Raw genomic sequence first — 19,205 nt, 5'->3', positions numbered from 1 at the left:
CCGCCGGTATTCCGATTTTGGGTGAGAATAGAGTCCGTTATGAAGGTATTGGTCACCGGTGCCACCAGTGGGTTAGGCCGTAACGCCGTCGAATATCTGCGCCGTCAGGGCATCAAAGTGCGCGCCACCGGCCGCAACCAGGCGATGGGCGGCCTGCTGGAAAAAATGGGCGCGGAGTTCATTCATGCCGATCTCACCAATCTGATCTCTTCGCAGGCCAAGGCGATGCTGACGGACGTCGACGTGCTGTGGCACTGCTCCAGCTTCACCTCGCCCTGGGGCACCGAAGAGGCCTTCGAACTGGCCAACGTCCGCGCCACCCGCCGCCTCGGCGAATGGGCGGCGGCCTACGGCGTGGCGCAGTTCATTCACATCTCTTCCCCGGCGATCTATTTCGATTACCACCATCACCGCAACGTGACCGAAGACTTTCGCCCGCAGCGCTACGCCAACGAGTTCGCGCGCAGCAAGGCCGCCGGCGAGCAGGTGATCCAGCAGCTGGCGCTGTCCAATCCGCAGACCCATTTCACCATTCTGCGCCCGCAGGGATTGTTCGGGCCGCACGACAAGGTGATGCTGCCGCGGCTGCTGCAGATGATCAAACGCTACGGCAACCTGCTGCTGCCGCGCGGCGGCGCGGCGATGGTGGACATGACCTACCTGGAGAATGCGGTGCACGCCATGTGGCTGGCGACGCTAAAAGAAGATACGCCGTCCGGCCGCGCCTACAACATCACCAACCAGCAGCCGCGCCCGCTTCGCACCGTGGTGCAGCAGTTGATCGACGATTTGGGCATGAAGTGCCATATCCGCTCCGTCCCCTATCCGATGCTCGACATGATGGCGCGCGGCATGGAGCGCCTCGGCAGCAAAAGCGAGAAGGAGCCGGTGCTGACCCACTACGGCGTCGCCAAACTCAATTTCGACCTCACGCTCGATACCACCCGCGCGCAGCAAGAGCTGGACTATCAGCCGATCGTCTCGCTGGAAGAAGGCATCGCGCGCACCGCCCGCTGGCTGAAAGATCACGGCAAGCTGCACGGCCTGTAATCAACGCGCCGCGCCGTACTTCACCAGCAGCGCATCGACTATCGCTTCACTCTCCGCATCCGGTTCGCCGCGCACATCGTCGGGCCGGAAGTGCATCTGAAACGCCGCCAGCACATTGCGCTGCTGCCGCGCATTCCACGACGGGTCGATCGCGTAGCCGTAACGCGCCAGCTTTTCGAGCAGCGGCGCCATCGGTACCGGCGCATGGCGATCGCGCCCCGCCAGCAAACGCTGCACGTCGCGTTCGTCCGGCCAGGCGCCGATGCCGGCCTGCGCCAGCTGCCGCCAGGGGAACAGCGGGCCGGGATCCTGTTTACGCTGCGGCGCGATGTCGCTGTGCCCCACCACGTCCTGCGGCTGGATGCCATAGCGTTGGATGATGTCGCGGCTCAGCGGGATCAGCACGGCGATCTGCTCCGCCGTATAGGGCTGCCAGTGGGTGAACAGCATGCTGCGGGTGAAGCCCTTGTTGACGATTTCGATGCCGATCGAGGTGTCATTGAGGTTGCTGCGGCCGCGCCAGGCGCTGGCGCCGGCATGCCAGGCGCGCATCGCTTCCGGCACCAGGCGGAACACCGTCGGTTTACCGTGTTCGCGCTGCGGATGCGCCGGCAGCAGATAATGCGCGCTGACGTGTTCGTCGGTCAGCGTTTTCAGCGATGAGTGGAAGTCTTCCGCCGTGTAGTGCATCACCAGAAAGCGGATGCGTTGATCCGCGCCCTGCGCCTGATGCAGGGTTTCGAGCTGGTAAGCGCCGCGATCGACGAGCGTGTCCTGCTGCGGGTTTTGGCATCCCGCCAGCAGCGCGGCGGCGATGATCCCTGGCCAAATTTTCACTTATCCTCCCTGTGATGTGATGACCTGATATAGCGTTAACGTTAATCAATAATCGCCACGGAAGCCACCGTCGGACAAAGTAAAACGCCCCGGACGCGCCAGGGCGTTGGGGAGTGGGATTAGCGGCTGGCTTTCACCGCGGTGCCGCTGACGGTCACCATCAGCATGCTGCCGTCTTTGCCAACGGTTTCATAATCGATATCGATGCCGACCACCGCGTTGGCTCCCAGCTCTTTCGCCTGATCTTCCAGCTCTTCGAACGCGATCAAGCGCGCCTTGCGCAGCTCTTTCTCATAAGCGCCCGAGCGGCCGCCGACGATATCGCGCACGCCGGCGAAGAAATCACGAAAGATGTTGGCGCCGAGGATCGCTTCGCCGGTGACCACGCCGCAGTATTCGGTGATGGTGAACCCTTCCAGGGTCGGGGTAGTTGAAAGCTGCATCAGAATTCCTTGTTTGATTAATTCAACGTATCTATGACCAGAAGATTAGCGTTATGTTCGCTTAATCAATGGCACGCAGTACGAATGCAAGGCCAAAAAACGCATTTATACTGTAAGCTATCGGTCTTCATGGTAGAGACTTTCACATAAGGTAATAAGATGAAAACAAAAACGATTGCGGCTGTTTTACCCTTAGCGCTGTTGCTGAGTGCCTGTACCACGGTGGAGCCGGCATACAAGGATATCGGCACCCGCAGCGGCAGCTGTGTGGAAGGCGGCCCGGATACGGTCGCGCAAAAGTTCTATGACCTGCGCATCCAGCAGGGCGCCGGCCTGCCGGACAGTAACCGCCTGGCGCAGCTGCAGCCTTACCTGAGCAAAGTGCTGTATCAGGATCTGGTCAGCGCCGCCCAGAACCCGGGCAAGCATCGGATCACCGGCGACTTGTTCTCCGGCAATGCGCAGGGACCAAGCAGCGCGTCCGTCGCCAGCGCCTCGACCATTCCTAACACCGATGCGAAAAACATCCCGCTGCGCGTCGACTTGAGCTACCAAAAAGACGCCAACAGCACCGTGAACTGGCAGGACGAAGTGCTGATGGTGCGCGAAGGCACCTGCTGGGTGGTTGATGATATTCGCTACCTGAATGTTCCAGCGCATGCCACCAACGGCAGCGTGCGCCAGGTGTTGGAAAACCAGTAACCCGCGATCCCCAGGTCGACGCGGGTTTGCCGCGTCGGCCATCCCCGCCTCCCGCCTGCCGCTCAGATTTCGTCCAATAGAAAAAATTTCGCTACCGATCTCACAGCCTGCACCACAAATCCCCTCCCTCGGCTTGAGTCGCGGTATCTTGTGCTAATCTTTTACTGTCCCGCCGCACACTCATAAATTTTAACGCACAAAGATTGCATAAGTATTCTGTGGAAGTTAACATTTGCGGCATCAATGTCTATTCAATTCTGGCGCATGAGTATTCAACTTAACGGTATCAATTGCTATTACGGCGCTCACCAGGCGCTGTTTGACATCACGCTGGATTGTCCAGCCGGGGAAACCCTGGTGCTGCTTGGCCCAAGCGGCGCCGGGAAAAGTTCATTGCTGCGGGTGCTGAACCTGCTGGAAATGCCGCGTTCGGGCCAACTGCAGATCGCCGGCAACCAATTCGACTTCAAGCAGGCGCCTGGCGAGAAAGCCATTCGCGAACTGCGTCAAAATGTCGGCATGGTGTTCCAGCAATACAACCTGTGGCCTCACCTCACCGTGGTTCAGAACCTGATCGAAGCGCCTTGCCGCGTGCTGGGTCTGACCAAGGCTCAGGCGATGGAGCGCGCCGACAAGCTGCTCAAGCGCCTGCGCCTGACCGACTTCGCCGATCGCTTCCCGCTGCACCTTTCCGGCGGCCAGCAGCAGCGCGTGGCAATCGCCCGCGCCCTGATGATGGAACCGCAGGTGCTGCTGTTCGATGAACCGACCGCGGCGCTGGATCCGGAAATCACCGCTCAGATCGTCAGCATCATTCGCGAACTGGCCGGCACCGGCATCACGCAGGTGATCGTCACCCACGAAGTGGAAGTGGCGCGCAAGACCGCCAGCCGCGTGGTGTACATGGAAAACGGCCACGTGGTGGAGCAAGGCGACAGCAGCCACTTCACGCAGCCGCGGACCACCGAGTTTGCCAACTACTTATCACACTAACAATTAACTTGCTGTAATTTGGGGAGTTTGCGATGAAAAAACTAATAATCGCCGCCGTTCTGGCCGGCATCAGCGTTTCCGCCTCCGCAGCCGAAACCATCCGTTTCGCTACCGAAGCCTCCTATCCTCCATTTGAATTTATTGACGCCGGCAACAAGATTCAGGGTTTTGATGTCGATCTGGCCAACGCGCTGTGCAAAGAGATGCAGGCCGAGTGCACCTTCACCAACCAGGCGTTCGACAGCCTGATCCCAAGCCTTAAATTCAAGCGTTTCGATGCGGTGATGGCCGGCATGGACATTACGCCGGAACGTGAAAAGCAGGTGCTGTTCACCAAGCCGTACTACGATAATTCGGCGCTGTTCATCGCGCAGAAAGGCAAAATCGCCGACGTGGCGGCGCTGAAAGGCAAGAAAGTGGGTGTGCAAAACGGCACCACTCACCAGAAATACCTGACCGACAAGCACCCGGAAATCACCACCGTGCCTTACGACAGCTACCAGAACGCCATTTTGGATCTGAAGAACGGCCGCGTTGATGCGGTGTTCGGCGATACCGCGGTGGTTAACGAATGGCTGAAGCAGAATGACGCGCTGGCGGCAGTGGGCGCCAAAGTCACGGATAAAGACTACTTCGGCACCGGCCTCGGCATCGCGGTACGCCAGAAGAACACCGAGCTGCAGGGCAAGTTCAACGCCGCTCTGGACAAGATCAAGCAGGATGGGACCTATGAAACCATCTACAAAAAATGGTTCCAGCAGTAATACGCCCCGATGAATGAATTTCAACCTTTAGCAAGCGCCGCCGGCATGACCGTCGGCCTTGCCGTTTGCGCCCTGATCCTCGGGCTGATTCTGGCGATGCTGTTCGCCGTATGGGAATCGTCCCGCTGGAAAGCGGTCAGCTGGCTCGGCACCGCCTGGGTGACCGTGCTACGCGGCCTGCCGGAAATCCTGGTGGTGCTGTTTATCTATTTCGGTTCGTCGCAGCTGCTGCTGATGCTCTCCGACGGCTTTACCCTCAACCTCGGTCTGTTCCAGCTGCCGATTCAGCTGGCGATCGACAATTTCGAAGTCAGCCCGTTCCTGTGCGGGGTGATCGCTCTGGCCCTGCTCTATTCCGCCTACGCCTCGCAGACGCTGCGCGGCGCGCTCAAAGCGGTACCGCAGGGGCAGTGGGAGTCCGGCCAGGCGCTGGGGCTCGGCAAGGCGGCGATCTTCTTTCGCCTGATCATGCCGCAGATGTGGCGCCACGCCCTGCCCGGCCTCGGCAACCAGTGGCTGGTGCTGCTGAAAGACACCGCGCTGGTGTCGCTGATCAGCGTGAACGATCTGATGCTGCAAACCAAGAGCATCGCCACCCGCACACAAGAACCCTTTACCTGGTATGTGATCGCGGCGGCCATCTACCTGCTGGTGACGCTGTTCAGCCAATACGTCATCAAACGCATTGAGCTGCGCGCCACGCGCTTTGAGCGGGAGCCGGTCTGATGATTGAGTATTTGCCGGAAATCCTCAAAGGGTTGCACACCAGCCTGACGCTGACCGTCGCCGCGCTGATCGTCGCGCTGGTGCTGTCGCTGCTGCTGACGGTGATCCTGACGCTGAAAACGCCAATCCTGACGCCGCTGGTCAAGATCTACGTGACGCTGTTCACCGGCACGCCGTTGCTGGTGCAGATCTTCCTGATCTACTACGGCCCCGGCCAGTTCCCGGCGATCCGCGACTACCCGTGGCTGTGGAATCTGCTGTCGCAGCCTTGGCTGTGCGCGATGATAGCGCTGGCGCTGAACAGCGCGGCCTACACCACGCAACTGTTCTACGGCGCGGTGCGCGCCATTCCAGCCGGGCAATGGCAGTCGTGCGAAGCGCTGGGCATGTCGCGCCGGCAGACGCTGCGCATCCTGCTGCCGTTCGCCTTCAAGCGCGCGCTGTCGTCTTACTCCAACGAAGTGGTGCTGGTGTTCAAAAGCACCTCGCTGGCTTACACCATCACGCTGATGGAAGTGATGGGCTACAGCCAGCTGATGTACGGCCGCACTTACGACGTCATGGTGTTTGGCGCCGCAGGCCTGGTGTACCTGTGCGTTAACGGCCTGCTGACGCTGCTGATGCGGCTGGTGGAGCGCCGCGCGCTGGCGTTTGAGCGCCGCAACTGAGGCCGCCTCCCCTCAAGCCCCGCCGTAGTGCGGGGCTTTTTTTATTCTCGAGGCAATATTTAATCATTTTCATTGCATTTTAATTCACTCGATGGCAGGGTTATCAGCAGGTGTCCTCGCAAAAACCTCTGGCGATTACCAGTAAAAACAAACGATAGCGAAAAATCACTTTCAGGATCCAGACAGGAGCTCTACGCATGAAAAAACTGCTGCTTGCCGCGACGATGTTGGCCGGAATCACCTTTAACGCCACCGCGGCCGAGACCATCCGCTTCGCCGCTTCCGCCACCTACCCGCCGTTCGAATCGCTCGACGCCAATAACCAGATCGTCGGCTTCGATATCGATCTGGCCAACGCGCTGTGCAAGCAGATGCAGGCGCAGTGCACCTTCACCAACCAGGCGTTCGACAGCCTGATCGCCGCGCTGAAATTCAAGAAATACGATGCGGTGATTTCCGGTATGGATATCACGCCGGAGCGCAGCAAACAGGTCGCCTTCACCCAGCCTTACTACGCCAACTCGGCGATCGTGATTGCGCAAAAAGGCAAGTTCAGCTCGCTGGCGGATCTGAAAGGCAAAAAACTCGGCATGGAAAACGGCACCACCCACCAGAAATACATGCAGGACAAGCATCCGGAGATTACCACCGTCTCTTACGACAGCTACCAAAACGCCATTCTGGAGCTGAAAAACGGCCGTATTGATGGCGTGTTCGGCGACACCGCCGTGGTGAACGAGTGGCTGAAAACCAACCCGCAGCTGGCGCCGGTCGGTGAACACGTTACCGACGCGCAATACTTCGGCACAGGTCTCGGCATCGCGGTGCGCCCGGACAACCAGGCGCTGCTGGCCAAGCTGAACGCCGCGCTGGACGCCATCAAGGCCGACGGCACCTACAAGGCCATCAACGACAAGTGGTTCCCGCAGTAAGTCCGCATGTGGAGCCGCCATCCTTTGGCGGCTCCATCCGATTGCTACCCCATCCATTTAGTGCTAAATTTGATACTGAATTTAGCATCAAGGATAACATCATGACGGTTCAACCCATTCTTGCCGATTCCGCAGTCAGCATCAGCGATTTTAAGAAATCGCCCAACGCCGCCCTTAAAGAGGCACAAGGGCAGCCGGTCGCCGTCCTGACCAACGGTAAGATTTCGGGATATTACGTCTCACCGGAAACCTGGGAGGCTATCGCGGAGTACCTGGAAGATATCGAACTCGCTGAAATCGTTCGTTCACGGATGAACGGCAAACGCATTAAGGTCAATTTGGATGACTTATAAGCTTGAATTCGAAGAACATGCGCTGAAGGAATTTAAAAAACTGTCCCCGGTGATCCGGGAACAGTTCAAAAAAAAGCTGGTATCGGTATTGGTTAATCCCCACGTCCCTGCCAACAAACTCGCCGGTTTGCCCGATTGCTACAAAATCAAACTCAGAGCATCCGGCTTTCGTTTGGTGTATCGCGTCATGGAAACGGAGATCGTGGTTCTGGTCCTGTCTGTGGGCAAACGCGAACGTTCAGCGGCTTACACGGCTGCCAAAAAGCGCCTTTAACGCCGCACCAACAGCGTCAGCACTTCGTAGTGCGCAGTATGCGGGAACATGTCGAACAGCTGCACCCGTTCGATGCGGTACCCCGGCAACATCTCGATATCTTTCGCCATGCTCTCGGCGTTGCAGCTCGAATAGAGAATATAGTCCGGCGCCATCCGGCTCAAATAGTCGCACAGCGCCTGGCCGATGCCGCGCCGCGGCGGGTTGACCAGCACCAGCTGCGGCACCTGGCCTTCGGCGGTGGCGAAACGGGTGGAATCGAGCGCCTGAAAATCTACGTGCAACAACCCTAACCGCTGCGCCGACTGGCGCGCGCAGGCGATCGCTTCCGCGCTGATTTCGATGCCGGTCAGCCGCGTTTGCGGCTGCGCGCAGTGCAGGCCGAAACCGCCGACGCCGCAGAACAGATCCCACATGCTGTCGATACCCAGCGCGCGCACCCAGTCGCGGGCGGTGGCATACAGATCGGCGGCCACCTGCGGGTTGGTCTGGAAGAAGCTTTGCGGGCGGATGAACAGCGGCACCTGATTGAACCGTTCCTCCAGCGCCTGCTGTTCGGTCAGCGCAATCTCGCGCTCCCCTTCCATGATCGCCATGTGCACCGGCTGAATATTGGCGGAGATCACCTTGAGCTGCGGCAACTGCTGCTGCAGCCACGGCAGCGCGGCGCGCAGCTGCGCCAGCTTGGTTTCCGAGCGCAGCACGAAGCGCAGCATCACGCCGCCGTCGAGCGTGCTTTCGGTCAGCAGCAGGTACTTCAGCTCGCCGCGTTTGCGCGCCACGTTGTACGGCGTCAGGCCCGCGCGGGCGATGAAGCTTTTCAGCACCGCGAACATCGGCGCAAAACCGGCAGGGTACAGCGGGCAGTCGCTCAGATCGGCCGGTGTGCCGTCGCGGTGCAGCATGCCGAGCAGCGGGCGCTCCACGCTGCCGCTGACCACCATCTTGGCTTTATTGCGAAATGCGCTCAGTTCCCCCGCCACCGGCTGCAGCCACTGCGCGACGTCGCGCCCGGCCAGCAGCGAGTGCAGGTGATGCTGTTTGTCGGCCAGTTGCTGCGGATAGGGCTTATCCAGCCACTGACAGGAACGGCAGGTGCCCGCCGTATACAAAGCGCAATGCATGAAGATTACCGTGAAGTTCAGGATGACGAATCAAGGGCGCAGAGTTTACCACTCCGCGCGCCTAAAATCTCACTTGCGCGCGGCGAAGAAGCGGCGGCTGGCGGTGGGAACAAACAGCAACGCCAGGATCACCGCGTCGGGGATCTTTTGCAGGATCAGAACGTGCAGGATTTGGCCGCTGGTTTCGCCTTCCACGGTGAACACCTCGGGGAAGACGCTGCCGATGGTGGCCAACAGCAGGTAAAGCACTACGATGCACTGGCAGACCACATAGCCCCAGCGCCCCCAGTTGCGGCCGCGCATCACGGCAAAACCGCAGCTGATTTGCAGACACAGCAGCAGCAGGCCGGCCAGAAAGATAAAGGTAGAATCCCACGCCTGCGCGCTGGTGTTGACGAACTCCTGCGCGCCGTCGACGCCCAGCTCGCCCAGCAGCAGCACCACGCTGATACACTTGATCGCGACCATGGCGGTACCCGCCACCATCACCGGCACCGGCGCATCCGAAGTCGATCCCATTCCCTGCCCGCTTTTCAGCATGTCTGACATATCCGTATTCCGCTACGACGCGCCACCTATACAGGTGGCGCATGTAAAGTCAGGTGGTTAGTTGCAATACTTATTGATTGCAAAAATAGCAGGTTTGTTACGATTCAGCTACGGGCCGCCCGCTGCAATTCGCGCGATCGTTGTTTTTCCGAGCGCGCCATAAACCACCAGGCGATCAGGCCGAGAATGCCCACCACCAGCAGGATCAGGCTGGCCAACGCGTTAATTTCCGGATTCACCCCCATGCGCACGCTGGAGAACACCAGCATCGGCAGCGTGGTGGCGCCCGGGCCGGAGACGAAGCTGGCGATCACCAGGTCGTCCAGCGACAGGGTGAACGCCAGCATCCAGCCGGAGATCAGCGCTGGCGCGATCATCGGCAAGGTGATGACGAAGAACACCTTCAGCGGCGGCGCCCCCAGATCCATCGCCGCCTCTTCAATTGAGCGATCCACCTCGCGCAGGCGCGAGCTGATCACCACCGCCACGTAAGCGGTACAGAAGGTGACATGCGCCAGCCAGATGGTGAACATGCCGCGCTCCGACGGCCAGCCGAAGGCGTGCCCCATCGCCACGAACAGCAACAGCAGTGACAGGCCGGTGATCACGTCCGGCATCACCAGCGGCGCAGTCAGCATAAACGCGAAGCCGGTCGAACCGCGAAAACGGCCGAAGCGCACCATCACCACGGCGGCGATGGCCCCCAGTACCACCGCGGCGGTGGCGGAAGCGGCGGCGATGGTCAGGCTGAGCCCCACCGCGCTGATCATCGCCGAGTCGTGGAACAGTTCGGTATACCAGCGCGTGGACCAGCCGGCCCACACCGTCACCAGCTTGGAGCTGTTGAAGGAGTAGATCACCAGCATCAGCATCGGCGCATACAGGAAGGTAAAGCCGATCGTCAGGATGGCGATGCGCCACGGTGAACGCACTACCGGCAAGTTGTTCATGCCTGCCCCCCCATTTCCTTGTTCTGGTGTTTGTGGAACCACAAAATTGGCACGATCAGCAACAGCAGCATGATGGTGGCGACCGCCGAAGCCACCGGCCAGTCGCGGTTATTGAAGAACTCCTGCCACAGCACGCGGCCGATCATGATGCTGTCCGGCCCACCGAGCAGTTCCGGGATCACGAACTCCCCCACCGCCGGAATGAACACCAGCATCGAACCGGCGATGATGCCGCCGCGCGTCAGCGGCACGATCACGCTGAAAAAGGTTTTCAGCGGCCGGGCGCCCAGATCCAGCGACGCCTCCACCAGCGAGTAATCCAGCCGGATCAGCGCCGTGTAGATCGGCAGCACCATAAACGGCAGATAGGAATAAACGATGCCGATATACACCGCCAGGTTGGTGTGCAGGATCACCAGCGGCTGATCGATGACACCCAGCCACATCAGGAAGTTATTAAGAATGCCGTTGTTTTTCAGAATGCCCATCCAGGCATAGACGCGGATCAGGAACGAGGTCCAGGAAGGCAGGATCACCAGCAGCAGCAGAATGTTGCGGGTTGACGCCTTGCTGTGAGCCACCGCCCAGGCCAGCGGATAACCGATGATCAGGCAGCACAGCGTCGAGACCGCCGCCACGCGCAGCGACTGCAGGTAGGCGTCGATATACAGCGGATCGTCGGTCAGCTGCAGGTAGTTGGCGAAGTTGAGCGCGATATTCAGCTTGCCGTCCGCCCAGCTCAGCAGTTCGGTGTAGGGCGGCACCGCCAGCGCCAGCTCCGCCAGGCTGATTTTGAACACGATCAGGAACGGCAGCATGAACAGCAGCGTCAGCCATAAATACGGCAGCGCGATCACCAGCTTGCGGCCGTGAGCCATCAGCAGGCGGTGGAACAGCGCCTTGAAGGTGCCGGGCGTTTTGGCCGGCGGTTCCGGCGTGCGTTCAGAAAGCAGGGTCATACGGGTTACTCCTCACCGGCTCCACTACACTGTCAACACTACGCAGCTGTCGGTTTCCCAGCACAGACGCACTTCATCGCCCCAGGTCGGCATCCCCTTGCGGAAACGGTGGCCGTTTTGCAGCTGGGCGCTGATAATCTGCCCGCTGTGCAGCTTCACGTGATAGATGGACAGATCGCCCAGGTAGGCAATGTGCGCCACTTCTCCCACCGCGAAGTTGCAGCCGTCTTCCGGCACCTGTTCGCACAGCAGGATCTTTTCCGGCCGCAGCGCCACCTGGATCGGCACGCCGTCCACCACCGAGGCGTCCGGATCGACTTTGATCGCATGGCGCAATCCGGGGCTTTGCAGGATCAGCGCATCGTCGTGGCGCTCTTGCAATACGCAGTCGAAGACGTTGACCGAGCCGATAAATTCGGCGCTGAAGCGGCTGTTCGGATGCTCGTAGATCTCTTCCGGCTCGCCGATCTGCACGAACTTGCCGCGGTTCATGATGGCGATGCGCCCCGCCATGGTCATCGCCTCTTCCTGATCGTGCGTCACCATCACGCAGGTGACGCCGACGCGCTCGAGAATGTCGGTCACTTCCAACTGCATGCGATCGCGCAGTTTCTTGTCCAGCGCGCCCATCGGCTCATCCAGCAGCAGCAGCTTCGGCCGCTTGGCCAGGCTGCGCGCCAGCGCCACCCGCTGCCGCTGGCCGCCGGAAAGCTGGTGCGGCTTGCGCTTGGCATACTCTTGCATGTGCACCAGCGCCAGCATTTCCGCCACCCGCTCGGCGATCGCCGCCCGTGGCATTTTGTCCTGTTTCAGGCCGAAGGCGATGTTCTGCTCCACCGTCATGTGCGGGAACAGCGCGTAGGACTGAAACATCATGTTGATCGGCCGCTGGTACGGCGGCACGTGCGACATATCCTGCCCATCGAGCACGATCTGCCCTTCCGAGGGCTGCTCGAAACCGGCCAGCATGCGCAGCAAGGTGGATTTGCCGCAGCCGGACGGGCCGAGCAGCGCAAAGATCTCGCCCTTGTAGATGGTAAGGCTAACGTCTTCGACCGCGTTCTGCCCGTCGAAGGTTTTGGTGAGGTTACGGATTTCCAGCAGAGGGGTGAAAACCTTCTGCGACTTGGCTTGAGGACGAGGGATGGCGTCGTTCAATCGGGGTGCTCTCCGGCGTAAAGCGGCACAAAACCACGGCGAGCGCCGTGGCCCAAAACGGCAATGCAGGCGGGGAGCGCCCGCCTGCCGGTTTACCGACGATCGGGGGATATCCCCCCATCATCACTTCCCGCTTTTAACTTTAGTCCATGCGCGGGTAATGACACGGTCCAGCTTCGGCGACTGTACGTTAAGCGTGAACAGCTTGGCGCGCAGATCGGCCGGCGGATAGACGTTCGGGTTATTGCGCACCTCAGCGTTCACCAACGGCGTGGAGTCCTTCACCGCATTGGCGTAATAGACATAGTTGCTGATGCCGGCCATCACGTCAGGTTTCATCAGGAAGTTCAGGAACTGGTAGGCGGCGTCTTTGTTCTTGGCGTCCGCCGGCATGGCGAACATGTCAAAGTAGGTCAGCGCCCCTTCTTTCGGGATCGCGTAGGCCACGTTCACGCCGTTCTTCGCCTCTTTGGCGCGATTGGCCGCCTGCATCACGTCGCCCGACCAGCCGATCGCCACGCAGATATCACCGTTCGCCAGATCGTTGATGTATTGAGACGAGTGGAAGTAACGGATGTTCGGCCGCAGCTTCAGCAGCAGATCGTTAGCCGCGCCGGTATAGTCCGCCGCGTTGGTGCTGTTGGGATCTTTGCCCAGGTAGTGCAGCACGGTGGCGTAGACCTCGCTCGGCGCATCGAGGAAGGAGACGCCACAGCTTTTCAGCTTCTCGAGGTTTTCCGGCTTGAGGATCAGATCCCAGCTGTCGACCGGCGCGTCTTTACCCAATGCCGCCTTCACCTTGTCGACATTGTAGCCGATGCCGGTGGTCACCATCAGGTAAGGGATGCCGTATTTGTTGTCCTTGTCATTGTGCGCCACCAGCTTCAGCATCTCGGGATCGAGATTCTTGTAGTTGGGCATCTTGCTCTTGTCGAGCGGCTCGAAGATGCCGGCCTGCGACTGGCGCTCGAGGAAGTTGGATGAAGGAACCACCAGATCATAACCGGTGCTGCCCGCCATCAATTTGCCTTCCAACACTTCGTTGGAGTCAAAGACGTCGTACACCACCTTGATGCCGGTTTCTTTCTGGAATTTGGCCAGGGTATCCGGCGCGATATAGTCGGACCAGTTATACACGTGCAGCGTTTTCTCTTCGGCTGACGCCGTGACGGACGCGGCCATCAACAGGCCGGCAACCACACCCGATAACCACTTTTTACGTTGGGTGACCATCCGTAACTTCCTCCAAAACAGGGTGAATCATAGAATTGAACTTGTATCTGCAGCGATACAAAACCTTTCCTGATCGAGCGCAATCGTTGCAACCGCGAACTGAATGGCTATGCATATGATTGCATGCGCCTTTTTTCACTGCCCTGCTCGCGTGGCCACAAGGGAAATCGCAAGCCCTTTGCAGAATCAGCAGCATAGCCGCTGCCATCGCAACCCGCCAGCCCCCAGGGTAAAAAACGCCTTTTATCGATTTTTTATGCAGTTTTTCTCTATGTGATACGCCATTAACGGCACAAAAGGCGAGAAAGATCGGGCGGCAAAGGCCAAAGTGCAGAATATTTTATTGCGGAGGGGAATAACGGCAGCATGCCGCCGGAGCGACGGCATGCTTAAGGTACGACGAGGATCAGTGCAGCATCGGCTGACGCACGGCGCCAGCGGGGATCTCTTCTTCATCACCCATAAACAGCAGATCGTTCGCCCGCGCCTCGAGGATCACCATCGAGACCTGCTCTTCGCCCTGCTGCATGAAGTGGGTAAACTGCTCGTAGGTGATGCCGACCGCCACGCTCAACGACTGGCAGACGATCAGCTTCGGCAGGTTGTCGTCCTGAATGTCGACGAACGCCTTGATGGTCAGCGAACTGGCGTTGATCTGGCTCAGGTCCGCCACCAACGGGATCAGCGCGGTCGGCTTCACCTCGGCCAACGCGGAAAACAGAATGACGTTGTCCACCAGATCTATCTTGGCGTCGAACACGCCGTCGAAGTTCTGCATGTGCGGCAGGTGCAGCGCCTGGCAGGAATCGCACTCAAAGAAAGAGATGCCCGACTGATCCAGCCAGCGCCGCAACAGCGCCAAATCGGGGACAATGAGTGAATCCATAATAACCAGCCTCACAATATTCAATACGCGAAAAGGCGCATAGCTTACGGAATATTCACCCGATACGCCACGATCAATGCGGCTTAATTCACTAATTCAGATATTGCACGGCGGGAAAAGCACGCCGCCCGCCCGTCAACCGCCGGATTTCAGGCGAAAGCCTGGCCGGCCGCGCTGCTCGATGTATTCGATCATCATGCCGGCGATGTCCAGCCCGGTGGTGGTTTCCACCCCTTCCAGCCCCGGCGACGCGTTGACCTCCATCACCAGCGGGCCGCGCTCTGCGCGCAGGATATCCACCCCGGCGACGTCCAGCCCCAGCGTGCTGGCCGCTTTCACCGCGATCGCCCGCTCCCTGGCGGTGATGGTCACCTTGCGGGCTGTGCCGCCGCGGTGCAGGTTGGAGCGAAACTCGCCGGGCTTGGCCTGCCGTTCGATGGCGGCCACCACCCGGCCGCCGACCACCAAACAGCGCACGTCGCGCCCCTGCGCTTCACGCACGTACTCCTGCACCAGGATGTGGGCGTTCAGCCCGCGAAAGGCGTCGATCACGCTTTCCGCCGCCTGGCGGGTTTCCGCCAGCACCACGCCGATGCCCTGCGTGCCTTCCACCAGCTTGACCACCAACGGCGCGCCGCCGACCAGTTCGATCAGATCGCCGGTATCGTCCGGCGAATGGGCAAAGCCGGTAATCGGCAGATCGATGCCCTGCCGCGCCAGCAGCTGCAGCGAACGCAGCTTGTCGCGGGCGCGGGTAATGGCCACGGATTCGTTTAGCGGGTAGCTGCCGAGCAGCTCGAACTGGCGCAGCACCGCCGTGCCGTAAAAGGTGATGGCGGAGCCGATGCGCGGGATCACCGCATCGTAACGCTCCAGTTGGCGGCCGCGATAATGAATGGTCGGCGCCGCCGGATTGATGTTCATGTAGCAGGAGAGCGGATCGATGATATCGATGCTGTGCCCGCGATCTTCCGCCGCTTCACGCAGCCGCTTGCATGAGTAGAGCGTTCCGTCGCGAGAAAGAATGGCAATTTTCACTCGTCACCCCAAAGGCCAACGCCTGCCCGGCAGGCGGGTTAGCAGCCGCGGCGCTCAGGCGCGCGGATCGCTGTCCTGATTATCTTTCGATTGCGGTTTGCGGCGATCGTTTTCCGGCGGCAACCCGCCGCGCATCAGCGGCCCGAAGCCCTGCACCACGCGCCACACCAGAAACGCCGCCGCCGGCACCATCAGCGCCACGCCGAGGAAAATCATGCCGACCGCCGCCTGCTGCGAAGCCAGCCAGCCCGGCAGCTGCAGGTGGCCGTGAATGCTGAGGTAGGCCAGCACCAGCATCACGATGCCCAGCCCTTCCAACACCAGCACCGGGCGCGGTAAGTCACCGAATGAACGCATATTTTTCTTCTCCAGAAGGTCTGCCTCCAGTGTAGTGAATTCCCGTCGGCGGCGACAGTCCCGGCAGACTAATTGGTTACATGAATCAAACTAACAGGTAATTCCTGCTTTTTTTTCGCCGGCTCAACGGGCATAGTAGGCGCCATCTGACGCAGGTAATGACTTTTTCGGTGACGGGATGTCGTTGCGGTAGCGAACAATTTATTGAAAATCCAATTAAGGAGCGTTGCATGTTTGCAGTAATCTTCGGGCGTCCTGGCTGTCCTTATTGTGTCCGCGCTAAAGAACTGGCGGAAAAACTGACTGAAGAACGCGACGATTTCAACTTCCGTTACGTTGACATCCACGCGGAAGGTATCACCAAGGCCGATCTGGAAAAAACCGTCGGCAAACCGGTTGAAACCGTGCCGCAGATCTTCCTGGATGAGAAGCACATCGGCGGTTGCACCGATTTCGAAGCTTACGCCAAAGAACACCTGAACCTGTTCCAGTAAGTTTTTGAACGACAAAGACAAAAAAGGCGCTTAACGCGCCTTTTTTTATTGCCGCTGCCGCCGGTGCAGCTGCTGCAGCGTCTGCAACAGGCCGAGGGCGAACAGCATCAGCATCGCGCCGAACACGCACCAGAACACCGCGCTGGTGGCGTACGCCAGCTCCTGCCAGAACGAAGAGGACGGCGTCAGCCAGAAATGGCGGATCAGCAGACACAGCGGCAGCGCATACAGCGCGCCGAGCAGCGGGCAAAGCAGCCGCTTGCGGCTCGACAGATAGCTGGCGATCGCACCGGGGATCACAAACAGCAGCAGACCGGTTTCGCCGTGGTGCTCATGATCCGTGCTGCCGAACAGGCCGGTTTGCTGGCCGAGAAACACCAGGCTGAACAACAGAAAACAGCTGAGAATGCCCAGCCAATATCTATAACTCGTCATGCGAATTCTCCCCCGCCCAATTACCGCATCAATAGAAATCGGACCGCTCACCCGCGCGGTGACGCTGAACCGAATTTTTTCCTTGGTCAAAAGAGAGTTAAATGCGCACGGCGGCGCAGGAAATCAGCTTTCTGTGCTGGCTGTCATCGGTCATAGCGTCTAGAATGAACGCCGCCGAACGATGGTTCGCTTTGCCTTCCGCTGGTGGTGATTTATAACGTCGTTTTAAGGCTGAATCTATCTCTTATAGTTATCTATATCAAGCACTTACTGGTAAACAATAAGTTATCCTCCGTGAACATAAACGTCGCTAGTTTGTTAAACGGTAACTACATTCTGTTACTGTTCGTGGTACTCGCACTGGGGCTGTGCCTCGGTAAACTCCGTCTGGGCTCCGTCCAACTCGGTAATTCCATTGGCGTTTTGGTGGTTTCGCTGCTGCTCGGCCAGCAACACTTCGCCATTAACACCGAGGCGCTGAATCTCGGCTTTATGCTGTTTATTTTCTGCGTGGGCGTGGAAGCCGGGCCCAACTTTTTCTCGATTTTCTTCCGCGACGGCAAAAACTACCTGATGCTGGCGCTGGTGATGGTCGGCTCGGCGATGGTGATCGCCATCGGTCTCGGCAAACTGTTCCACTGGGACATCGGCCTGACCGCCGGCATGCTGGCCGGCTCGATGACCTCGACGCCGGTGCTGGTGGGCGCCGGCGATACGCTGCGCAACACCATCGTCAACGGCCCGGCGCTGCTGGCGGCGCAGGATCATCTGAGCCTCGGCTACGCCCTCACCTACCTGATCGGTCTGGTCAGCCTGATCTTCGGCGCGCGCTACCTGCCGAAGCTGCAGCACCAGGACCTATCCACCTCTGCCCAGCAGATCGCCCGCGAACGCGGCCTGGACACCGACAGCCAGCGCAAGGTCTACCTGCCGGTGATCCGCGCCTACCGCGTCGGCCCCGAACTGGTGGCTTGGGCCGACGGCAAGAACCTGCGCGAACTGGGCATCTACCGCCAGACCGGCTGTTACATCGAACGCATCCGCCGCAACGGCATTCTGGCCAACCCGGACGGTGACGCGGTGCTGCAGGTGGGCGACGAAATCTCGCTGGTCGGCTACCCGGACGCCCACGCGCGGCTGGATCCGAGCTTCCGCAACGGCAAGGAAGTGTTCGATCGCGATCTGCTCGACATGCGCATCGTCACCGAAGAGATCGTGGTGAAGAACAGCAACGCGGTGAACAAGCGCCTGAGCCAGCTGAAGCTGACCGACCACGGCTGCTTCCTCAACCGCGTGATCCGCAGCCAGATCGAAATGCCGATCGACGACAGCATCGTGCTTAACAAAGGCGACGTGCTGCAGGTGAGCGGCGACGCGCGCCGGGTGAAGAGCGTGGCGGAGAAGATTGGCTTTATTTCGATCCACAGCCAGGTGACCGACCTGCTGGCGTTCTGCGCCTTCTTCATCATCGGCCTGCTGATCGGCCAGATCACCATTCAGTTCAGTAACTTCTCGTTCGGCATCGGCAACGCCGCCGGCCTGCTGATGTCCGGCATCATGCTCGGCTTCCTGCGCGCCAACCACCCGACCTTCGGCTACATTCCGCAGGGCGCGCTGAACATGGTGAAAGAATTCGGCCTGATGGTGTTTATGGCAGGCGTGGGCCTGAGTGCCGGCGCCGGCATCGGCCACAGCCTGGGCGCGGTCGGCGGCCAGATGCTGATCGCCGGGCTGATCGTCAGCCTGGTGCCGGTGATTATCTGCTTCCTGTTCGGCGCCTACGTGCTGCGCATGAACCGCGCCCTGCTGTTCGGCGCCATCATGGGCGCCCGCACCTGTGCGCCGGCGATGGAGATCATCAGCGACACCGCGCGCAGCAATATCCCGGCGCTGGGCTATGCCGGCACCTACGCCATCGCTAACGTGCTGTTAACGCTGGCGGGTTCACTCATCGTGGTGCTATGGCCAGGGATACTCGGCTGATCGATTAGCGGGAGAGATGAATCGGCGATAAAAATATTTTGATTTTTTTGTCGCCGGCCAGAACTTTCGTTGGGGGCCGCAGTCTGAATTAGTGCCACTGCTTTTCTTTGATGTCCCCATTTTGTGGAGCCCGATAATCCCGCCTTTTAGGTTCAAGATTATCGGGTTTTTTGTTGCCTGAAAAACGTATTACATCAACGGCCCACGACCCCGAAATGCACATTTTTGCTGTGGTTCGGTCACACATCCCTCTTCTCATTCGTCATCTATATGTGTTAACCCGATAAATGAGGAGTT

At 59.6% G+C, this 19,205-nt stretch carries 23 protein-coding genes; 11 read left to right on the top strand and 12 right to left on the bottom strand.

Features of this window, described 5'->3' with window-relative positions; all coding sequences use genetic code 11:
• The first annotated feature begins 39 nt into the window (after positions 1-39).
• On the top strand, positions 40-1,050 hold the full coding sequence (locus ACJ8HH_RS04125; RefSeq protein WP_060451439.1) for an NAD-dependent epimerase/dehydratase family protein: 1,011 nt from the start codon (positions 40-42) through the stop codon (positions 1,048-1,050).
• Here ACJ8HH_RS04125 and ACJ8HH_RS04120 read toward each other — a convergent pair whose 3' ends face one another.
• Positions 1,051-1,887: an N-acetylmuramoyl-L-alanine amidase gene (locus tag ACJ8HH_RS04120; RefSeq protein ID WP_049197174.1), complete on the bottom strand. Its 837-nt coding sequence runs from the start codon at positions 1,885-1,887 to the stop codon at positions 1,051-1,053.
• Between the two features lie 119 nt (positions 1,888-2,006).
• On the bottom strand, positions 2,007-2,330 hold the full coding sequence (locus tag ACJ8HH_RS04115) for a heavy metal-binding domain-containing protein (protein ID WP_033637822.1): 324 nt from the start codon (positions 2,328-2,330) through the stop codon (positions 2,007-2,009).
• A gap of 159 nt (positions 2,331-2,489) precedes the next feature.
• Between ACJ8HH_RS04115 and ACJ8HH_RS04110 the strand changes: the two genes are divergently transcribed.
• The 8 genes from ACJ8HH_RS04110 to ACJ8HH_RS04075 all read left to right on the top strand — a co-directional run bounded on the left by ACJ8HH_RS04110 (position 2,490) and on the right by ACJ8HH_RS04075 (position 7,742).
• The gene (locus ACJ8HH_RS04110) at positions 2,490-3,032 is read left to right on the top strand and encodes a lipoprotein (RefSeq protein WP_043147096.1); all 543 of its coding nucleotides are present in this window, start codon (positions 2,490-2,492) and stop codon (positions 3,030-3,032) included.
• Positions 3,033-3,296: 264 nt separating this feature from the next.
• Positions 3,297-4,025, top strand: coding sequence for an arginine ABC transporter ATP-binding protein ArtP (gene artP / locus ACJ8HH_RS04105; RefSeq protein ID WP_038884338.1), 729 nt, complete (start codon positions 3,297-3,299; stop codon positions 4,023-4,025).
• Positions 4,026-4,057: 32 nt separating this feature from the next.
• The gene (artJ, locus tag ACJ8HH_RS04100; protein ID WP_033637819.1) at positions 4,058-4,789 is read left to right on the top strand and encodes an arginine ABC transporter substrate-binding protein; all 732 of its coding nucleotides are present in this window, start codon (positions 4,058-4,060) and stop codon (positions 4,787-4,789) included.
• Between the two features lie 9 nt (positions 4,790-4,798).
• Entirely contained in the window at positions 4,799-5,515 is a 717-nt protein-coding gene (artQ, locus tag ACJ8HH_RS04095) for an arginine ABC transporter permease ArtQ (RefSeq protein WP_060443362.1), read from the top strand.
• Entirely contained in the window at positions 5,515-6,183 is a 669-nt protein-coding gene (gene artM, locus ACJ8HH_RS04090) for an arginine ABC transporter permease ArtM (RefSeq protein ID WP_033637817.1), read from the top strand. The genes artQ and artM overlap by 1 nt, the downstream gene beginning before the upstream one ends.
• 197 nt (positions 6,184-6,380) lie before the next feature.
• On the top strand, positions 6,381-7,115 hold the full coding sequence (gene artJ / locus ACJ8HH_RS04085; protein ID WP_043147094.1) for an arginine ABC transporter substrate-binding protein: 735 nt from the start codon (positions 6,381-6,383) through the stop codon (positions 7,113-7,115).
• A 101-nt stretch (positions 7,116-7,216) separates the two neighbouring features.
• Positions 7,217-7,468, top strand: coding sequence for a type II toxin-antitoxin system Phd/YefM family antitoxin (locus ACJ8HH_RS04080; RefSeq protein WP_004928423.1), 252 nt, complete (start codon positions 7,217-7,219; stop codon positions 7,466-7,468).
• The gene (locus tag ACJ8HH_RS04075) at positions 7,458-7,742 is read left to right on the top strand and encodes a type II toxin-antitoxin system RelE family toxin (RefSeq protein WP_033654647.1); all 285 of its coding nucleotides are present in this window, start codon (positions 7,458-7,460) and stop codon (positions 7,740-7,742) included. Before ACJ8HH_RS04080 ends, ACJ8HH_RS04075 begins: the two co-directional genes overlap by 11 nt.
• Here ACJ8HH_RS04075 and rlmC read toward each other — a convergent pair.
• The 9 genes from rlmC to ACJ8HH_RS04030 form a co-directional block, all read right to left on the bottom strand.
• Positions 7,739-8,866 carry a 23S rRNA (uracil(747)-C(5))-methyltransferase RlmC gene (rlmC, locus tag ACJ8HH_RS04070; protein WP_060387529.1) on the bottom strand — a complete coding sequence of 376 codons (1,128 nt, stop codon included), beginning with the start codon at positions 8,864-8,866 and terminating at the stop codon, positions 7,739-7,741. The genes ACJ8HH_RS04075 and rlmC overlap by 4 nt on opposite strands.
• A gap of 69 nt (positions 8,867-8,935) precedes the next feature.
• Complete coding sequence (locus ACJ8HH_RS04065; RefSeq protein WP_060387528.1) at positions 8,936-9,415, bottom strand: YbjO family protein; 480 nt, start codon at positions 9,413-9,415, stop codon at positions 8,936-8,938.
• A 104-nt stretch (positions 9,416-9,519) separates the two neighbouring features.
• Entirely contained in the window at positions 9,520-10,365 is an 846-nt protein-coding gene (gene potI, locus ACJ8HH_RS04060; protein WP_016928360.1) for a putrescine ABC transporter permease PotI, read from the bottom strand.
• A complete protein-coding gene (gene potH, locus ACJ8HH_RS04055; RefSeq protein ID WP_060443363.1) occupies positions 10,362-11,324 on the bottom strand; it encodes a putrescine ABC transporter permease PotH in 963 nt (320 codons plus the stop codon). Before potH ends, potI begins: the two co-directional genes overlap by 4 nt.
• A gap of 24 nt (positions 11,325-11,348) precedes the next feature.
• Complete coding sequence (gene potG, locus ACJ8HH_RS04050) at positions 11,349-12,482, bottom strand: putrescine ABC transporter ATP-binding subunit PotG (protein WP_197766160.1); 1,134 nt, start codon at positions 12,480-12,482, stop codon at positions 11,349-11,351.
• A 123-nt stretch (positions 12,483-12,605) separates the two neighbouring features.
• Positions 12,606-13,715, bottom strand: coding sequence for a spermidine/putrescine ABC transporter substrate-binding protein PotF (gene potF / locus ACJ8HH_RS04045; RefSeq protein ID WP_033637811.1), 1,110 nt, complete (start codon positions 13,713-13,715; stop codon positions 12,606-12,608).
• A gap of 406 nt (positions 13,716-14,121) precedes the next feature.
• Entirely contained in the window at positions 14,122-14,601 is a 480-nt protein-coding gene (locus ACJ8HH_RS04040) for a YbjN domain-containing protein (RefSeq protein ID WP_004938666.1), read from the bottom strand.
• Positions 14,602-14,736: 135 nt separating this feature from the next.
• The gene (rimK, locus tag ACJ8HH_RS04035; RefSeq protein WP_033637810.1) at positions 14,737-15,639 is read right to left on the bottom strand and encodes a 30S ribosomal protein S6--L-glutamate ligase; all 903 of its coding nucleotides are present in this window, start codon (positions 15,637-15,639) and stop codon (positions 14,737-14,739) included.
• A gap of 54 nt (positions 15,640-15,693) precedes the next feature.
• Positions 15,694-15,996 carry a YbjC family protein gene (locus ACJ8HH_RS04030; protein ID WP_033646672.1) on the bottom strand — a complete coding sequence of 101 codons (303 nt, stop codon included), beginning with the start codon at positions 15,994-15,996 and terminating at the stop codon, positions 15,694-15,696.
• Between the two features lie 230 nt (positions 15,997-16,226).
• Here ACJ8HH_RS04030 and ACJ8HH_RS04025 point away from each other — a divergent pair, with 230 nt between their 5' ends.
• The gene (locus ACJ8HH_RS04025; protein ID WP_004938676.1) at positions 16,227-16,490 is read left to right on the top strand and encodes a GrxA family glutaredoxin; all 264 of its coding nucleotides are present in this window, start codon (positions 16,227-16,229) and stop codon (positions 16,488-16,490) included.
• A gap of 45 nt (positions 16,491-16,535) precedes the next feature.
• Here the strand turns inward: ACJ8HH_RS04025 and ACJ8HH_RS04020 are convergent, their stop codons facing one another.
• Positions 16,536-16,925: an inner membrane protein YbjM gene (locus tag ACJ8HH_RS04020; protein WP_033637808.1), complete on the bottom strand. Its 390-nt coding sequence runs from the start codon at positions 16,923-16,925 to the stop codon at positions 16,536-16,538.
• A gap of 294 nt (positions 16,926-17,219) precedes the next feature.
• Between ACJ8HH_RS04020 and ACJ8HH_RS04015 the strand changes: the two genes are divergently transcribed.
• Positions 17,220-18,908, top strand: coding sequence for an aspartate:alanine antiporter (locus ACJ8HH_RS04015; protein WP_004938680.1), 1,689 nt, complete (start codon positions 17,220-17,222; stop codon positions 18,906-18,908).
• Positions 18,909-19,205: the final 297 nt, after the last annotated feature.

Origin of the sequence: Serratia sp. CY32780 (assembly GCF_052169135.1) — a bacterium.
Lineage (GTDB): Bacteria > Pseudomonadota > Gammaproteobacteria > Enterobacterales > Enterobacteriaceae > Serratia > Serratia sarumanii.
The sequence above is the reverse complement of the archived record's forward strand: the minus strand, read 5'-3'. Positions and strand labels throughout refer to the sequence as shown.

What these genes read in the sequence shown, in the direction of transcription:
- ACJ8HH_RS04125 (WP_060451439.1), top strand. Translation starts at nt 40, where the DNA reads ATGAAGGTATTGGTCACCGGTGCCACCAGTGGGTTAGGCCGTAACGCC.
- ACJ8HH_RS04115 (WP_033637822.1), bottom strand. Translation starts at nt 2,330, where the DNA reads ATGCAGCTTTCAACTACCCCGACCCTGGAAGGGTTCACCATCACCGAA.
- ACJ8HH_RS04110 (WP_043147096.1), top strand. Translation starts at nt 2,490, where the DNA reads ATGAAAACAAAAACGATTGCGGCTGTTTTACCCTTAGCGCTGTTGCTG.
- artP (WP_038884338.1), top strand. Translation starts at nt 3,297, where the DNA reads ATGAGTATTCAACTTAACGGTATCAATTGCTATTACGGCGCTCACCAG.
- artJ (WP_033637819.1), top strand. Translation starts at nt 4,058, where the DNA reads ATGAAAAAACTAATAATCGCCGCCGTTCTGGCCGGCATCAGCGTTTCC.
- artQ (WP_060443362.1), top strand. Translation starts at nt 4,799, where the DNA reads ATGAATGAATTTCAACCTTTAGCAAGCGCCGCCGGCATGACCGTCGGC.
- artM (WP_033637817.1), top strand. Translation starts at nt 5,515, where the DNA reads ATGATTGAGTATTTGCCGGAAATCCTCAAAGGGTTGCACACCAGCCTG.
- artJ (WP_043147094.1), top strand. Translation starts at nt 6,381, where the DNA reads ATGAAAAAACTGCTGCTTGCCGCGACGATGTTGGCCGGAATCACCTTT.
- ACJ8HH_RS04080 (WP_004928423.1), top strand. Translation starts at nt 7,217, where the DNA reads ATGACGGTTCAACCCATTCTTGCCGATTCCGCAGTCAGCATCAGCGAT.
- ACJ8HH_RS04075 (WP_033654647.1), top strand. Translation starts at nt 7,458, where the DNA reads ATGACTTATAAGCTTGAATTCGAAGAACATGCGCTGAAGGAATTTAAA.
- rlmC (WP_060387529.1), bottom strand. Translation starts at nt 8,866, where the DNA reads ATGCATTGCGCTTTGTATACGGCGGGCACCTGCCGTTCCTGTCAGTGG.
- ACJ8HH_RS04065 (WP_060387528.1), bottom strand. Translation starts at nt 9,415, where the DNA reads ATGTCAGACATGCTGAAAAGCGGGCAGGGAATGGGATCGACTTCGGAT.
- potI (WP_016928360.1), bottom strand. Translation starts at nt 10,365, where the DNA reads ATGAACAACTTGCCGGTAGTGCGTTCACCGTGGCGCATCGCCATCCTG.
- potH (WP_060443363.1), bottom strand. Translation starts at nt 11,324, where the DNA reads ATGACCCTGCTTTCTGAACGCACGCCGGAACCGCCGGCCAAAACGCCC.
- potF (WP_033637811.1), bottom strand. Translation starts at nt 13,715, where the DNA reads ATGGTCACCCAACGTAAAAAGTGGTTATCGGGTGTGGTTGCCGGCCTG.
- ACJ8HH_RS04040 (WP_004938666.1), bottom strand. Translation starts at nt 14,601, where the DNA reads ATGGATTCACTCATTGTCCCCGATTTGGCGCTGTTGCGGCGCTGGCTG.
- ACJ8HH_RS04030 (WP_033646672.1), bottom strand. Translation starts at nt 15,996, where the DNA reads ATGCGTTCATTCGGTGACTTACCGCGCCCGGTGCTGGTGTTGGAAGGG.
- ACJ8HH_RS04025 (WP_004938676.1), top strand. Translation starts at nt 16,227, where the DNA reads ATGTTTGCAGTAATCTTCGGGCGTCCTGGCTGTCCTTATTGTGTCCGC.
- ACJ8HH_RS04020 (WP_033637808.1), bottom strand. Translation starts at nt 16,925, where the DNA reads ATGACGAGTTATAGATATTGGCTGGGCATTCTCAGCTGTTTTCTGTTG.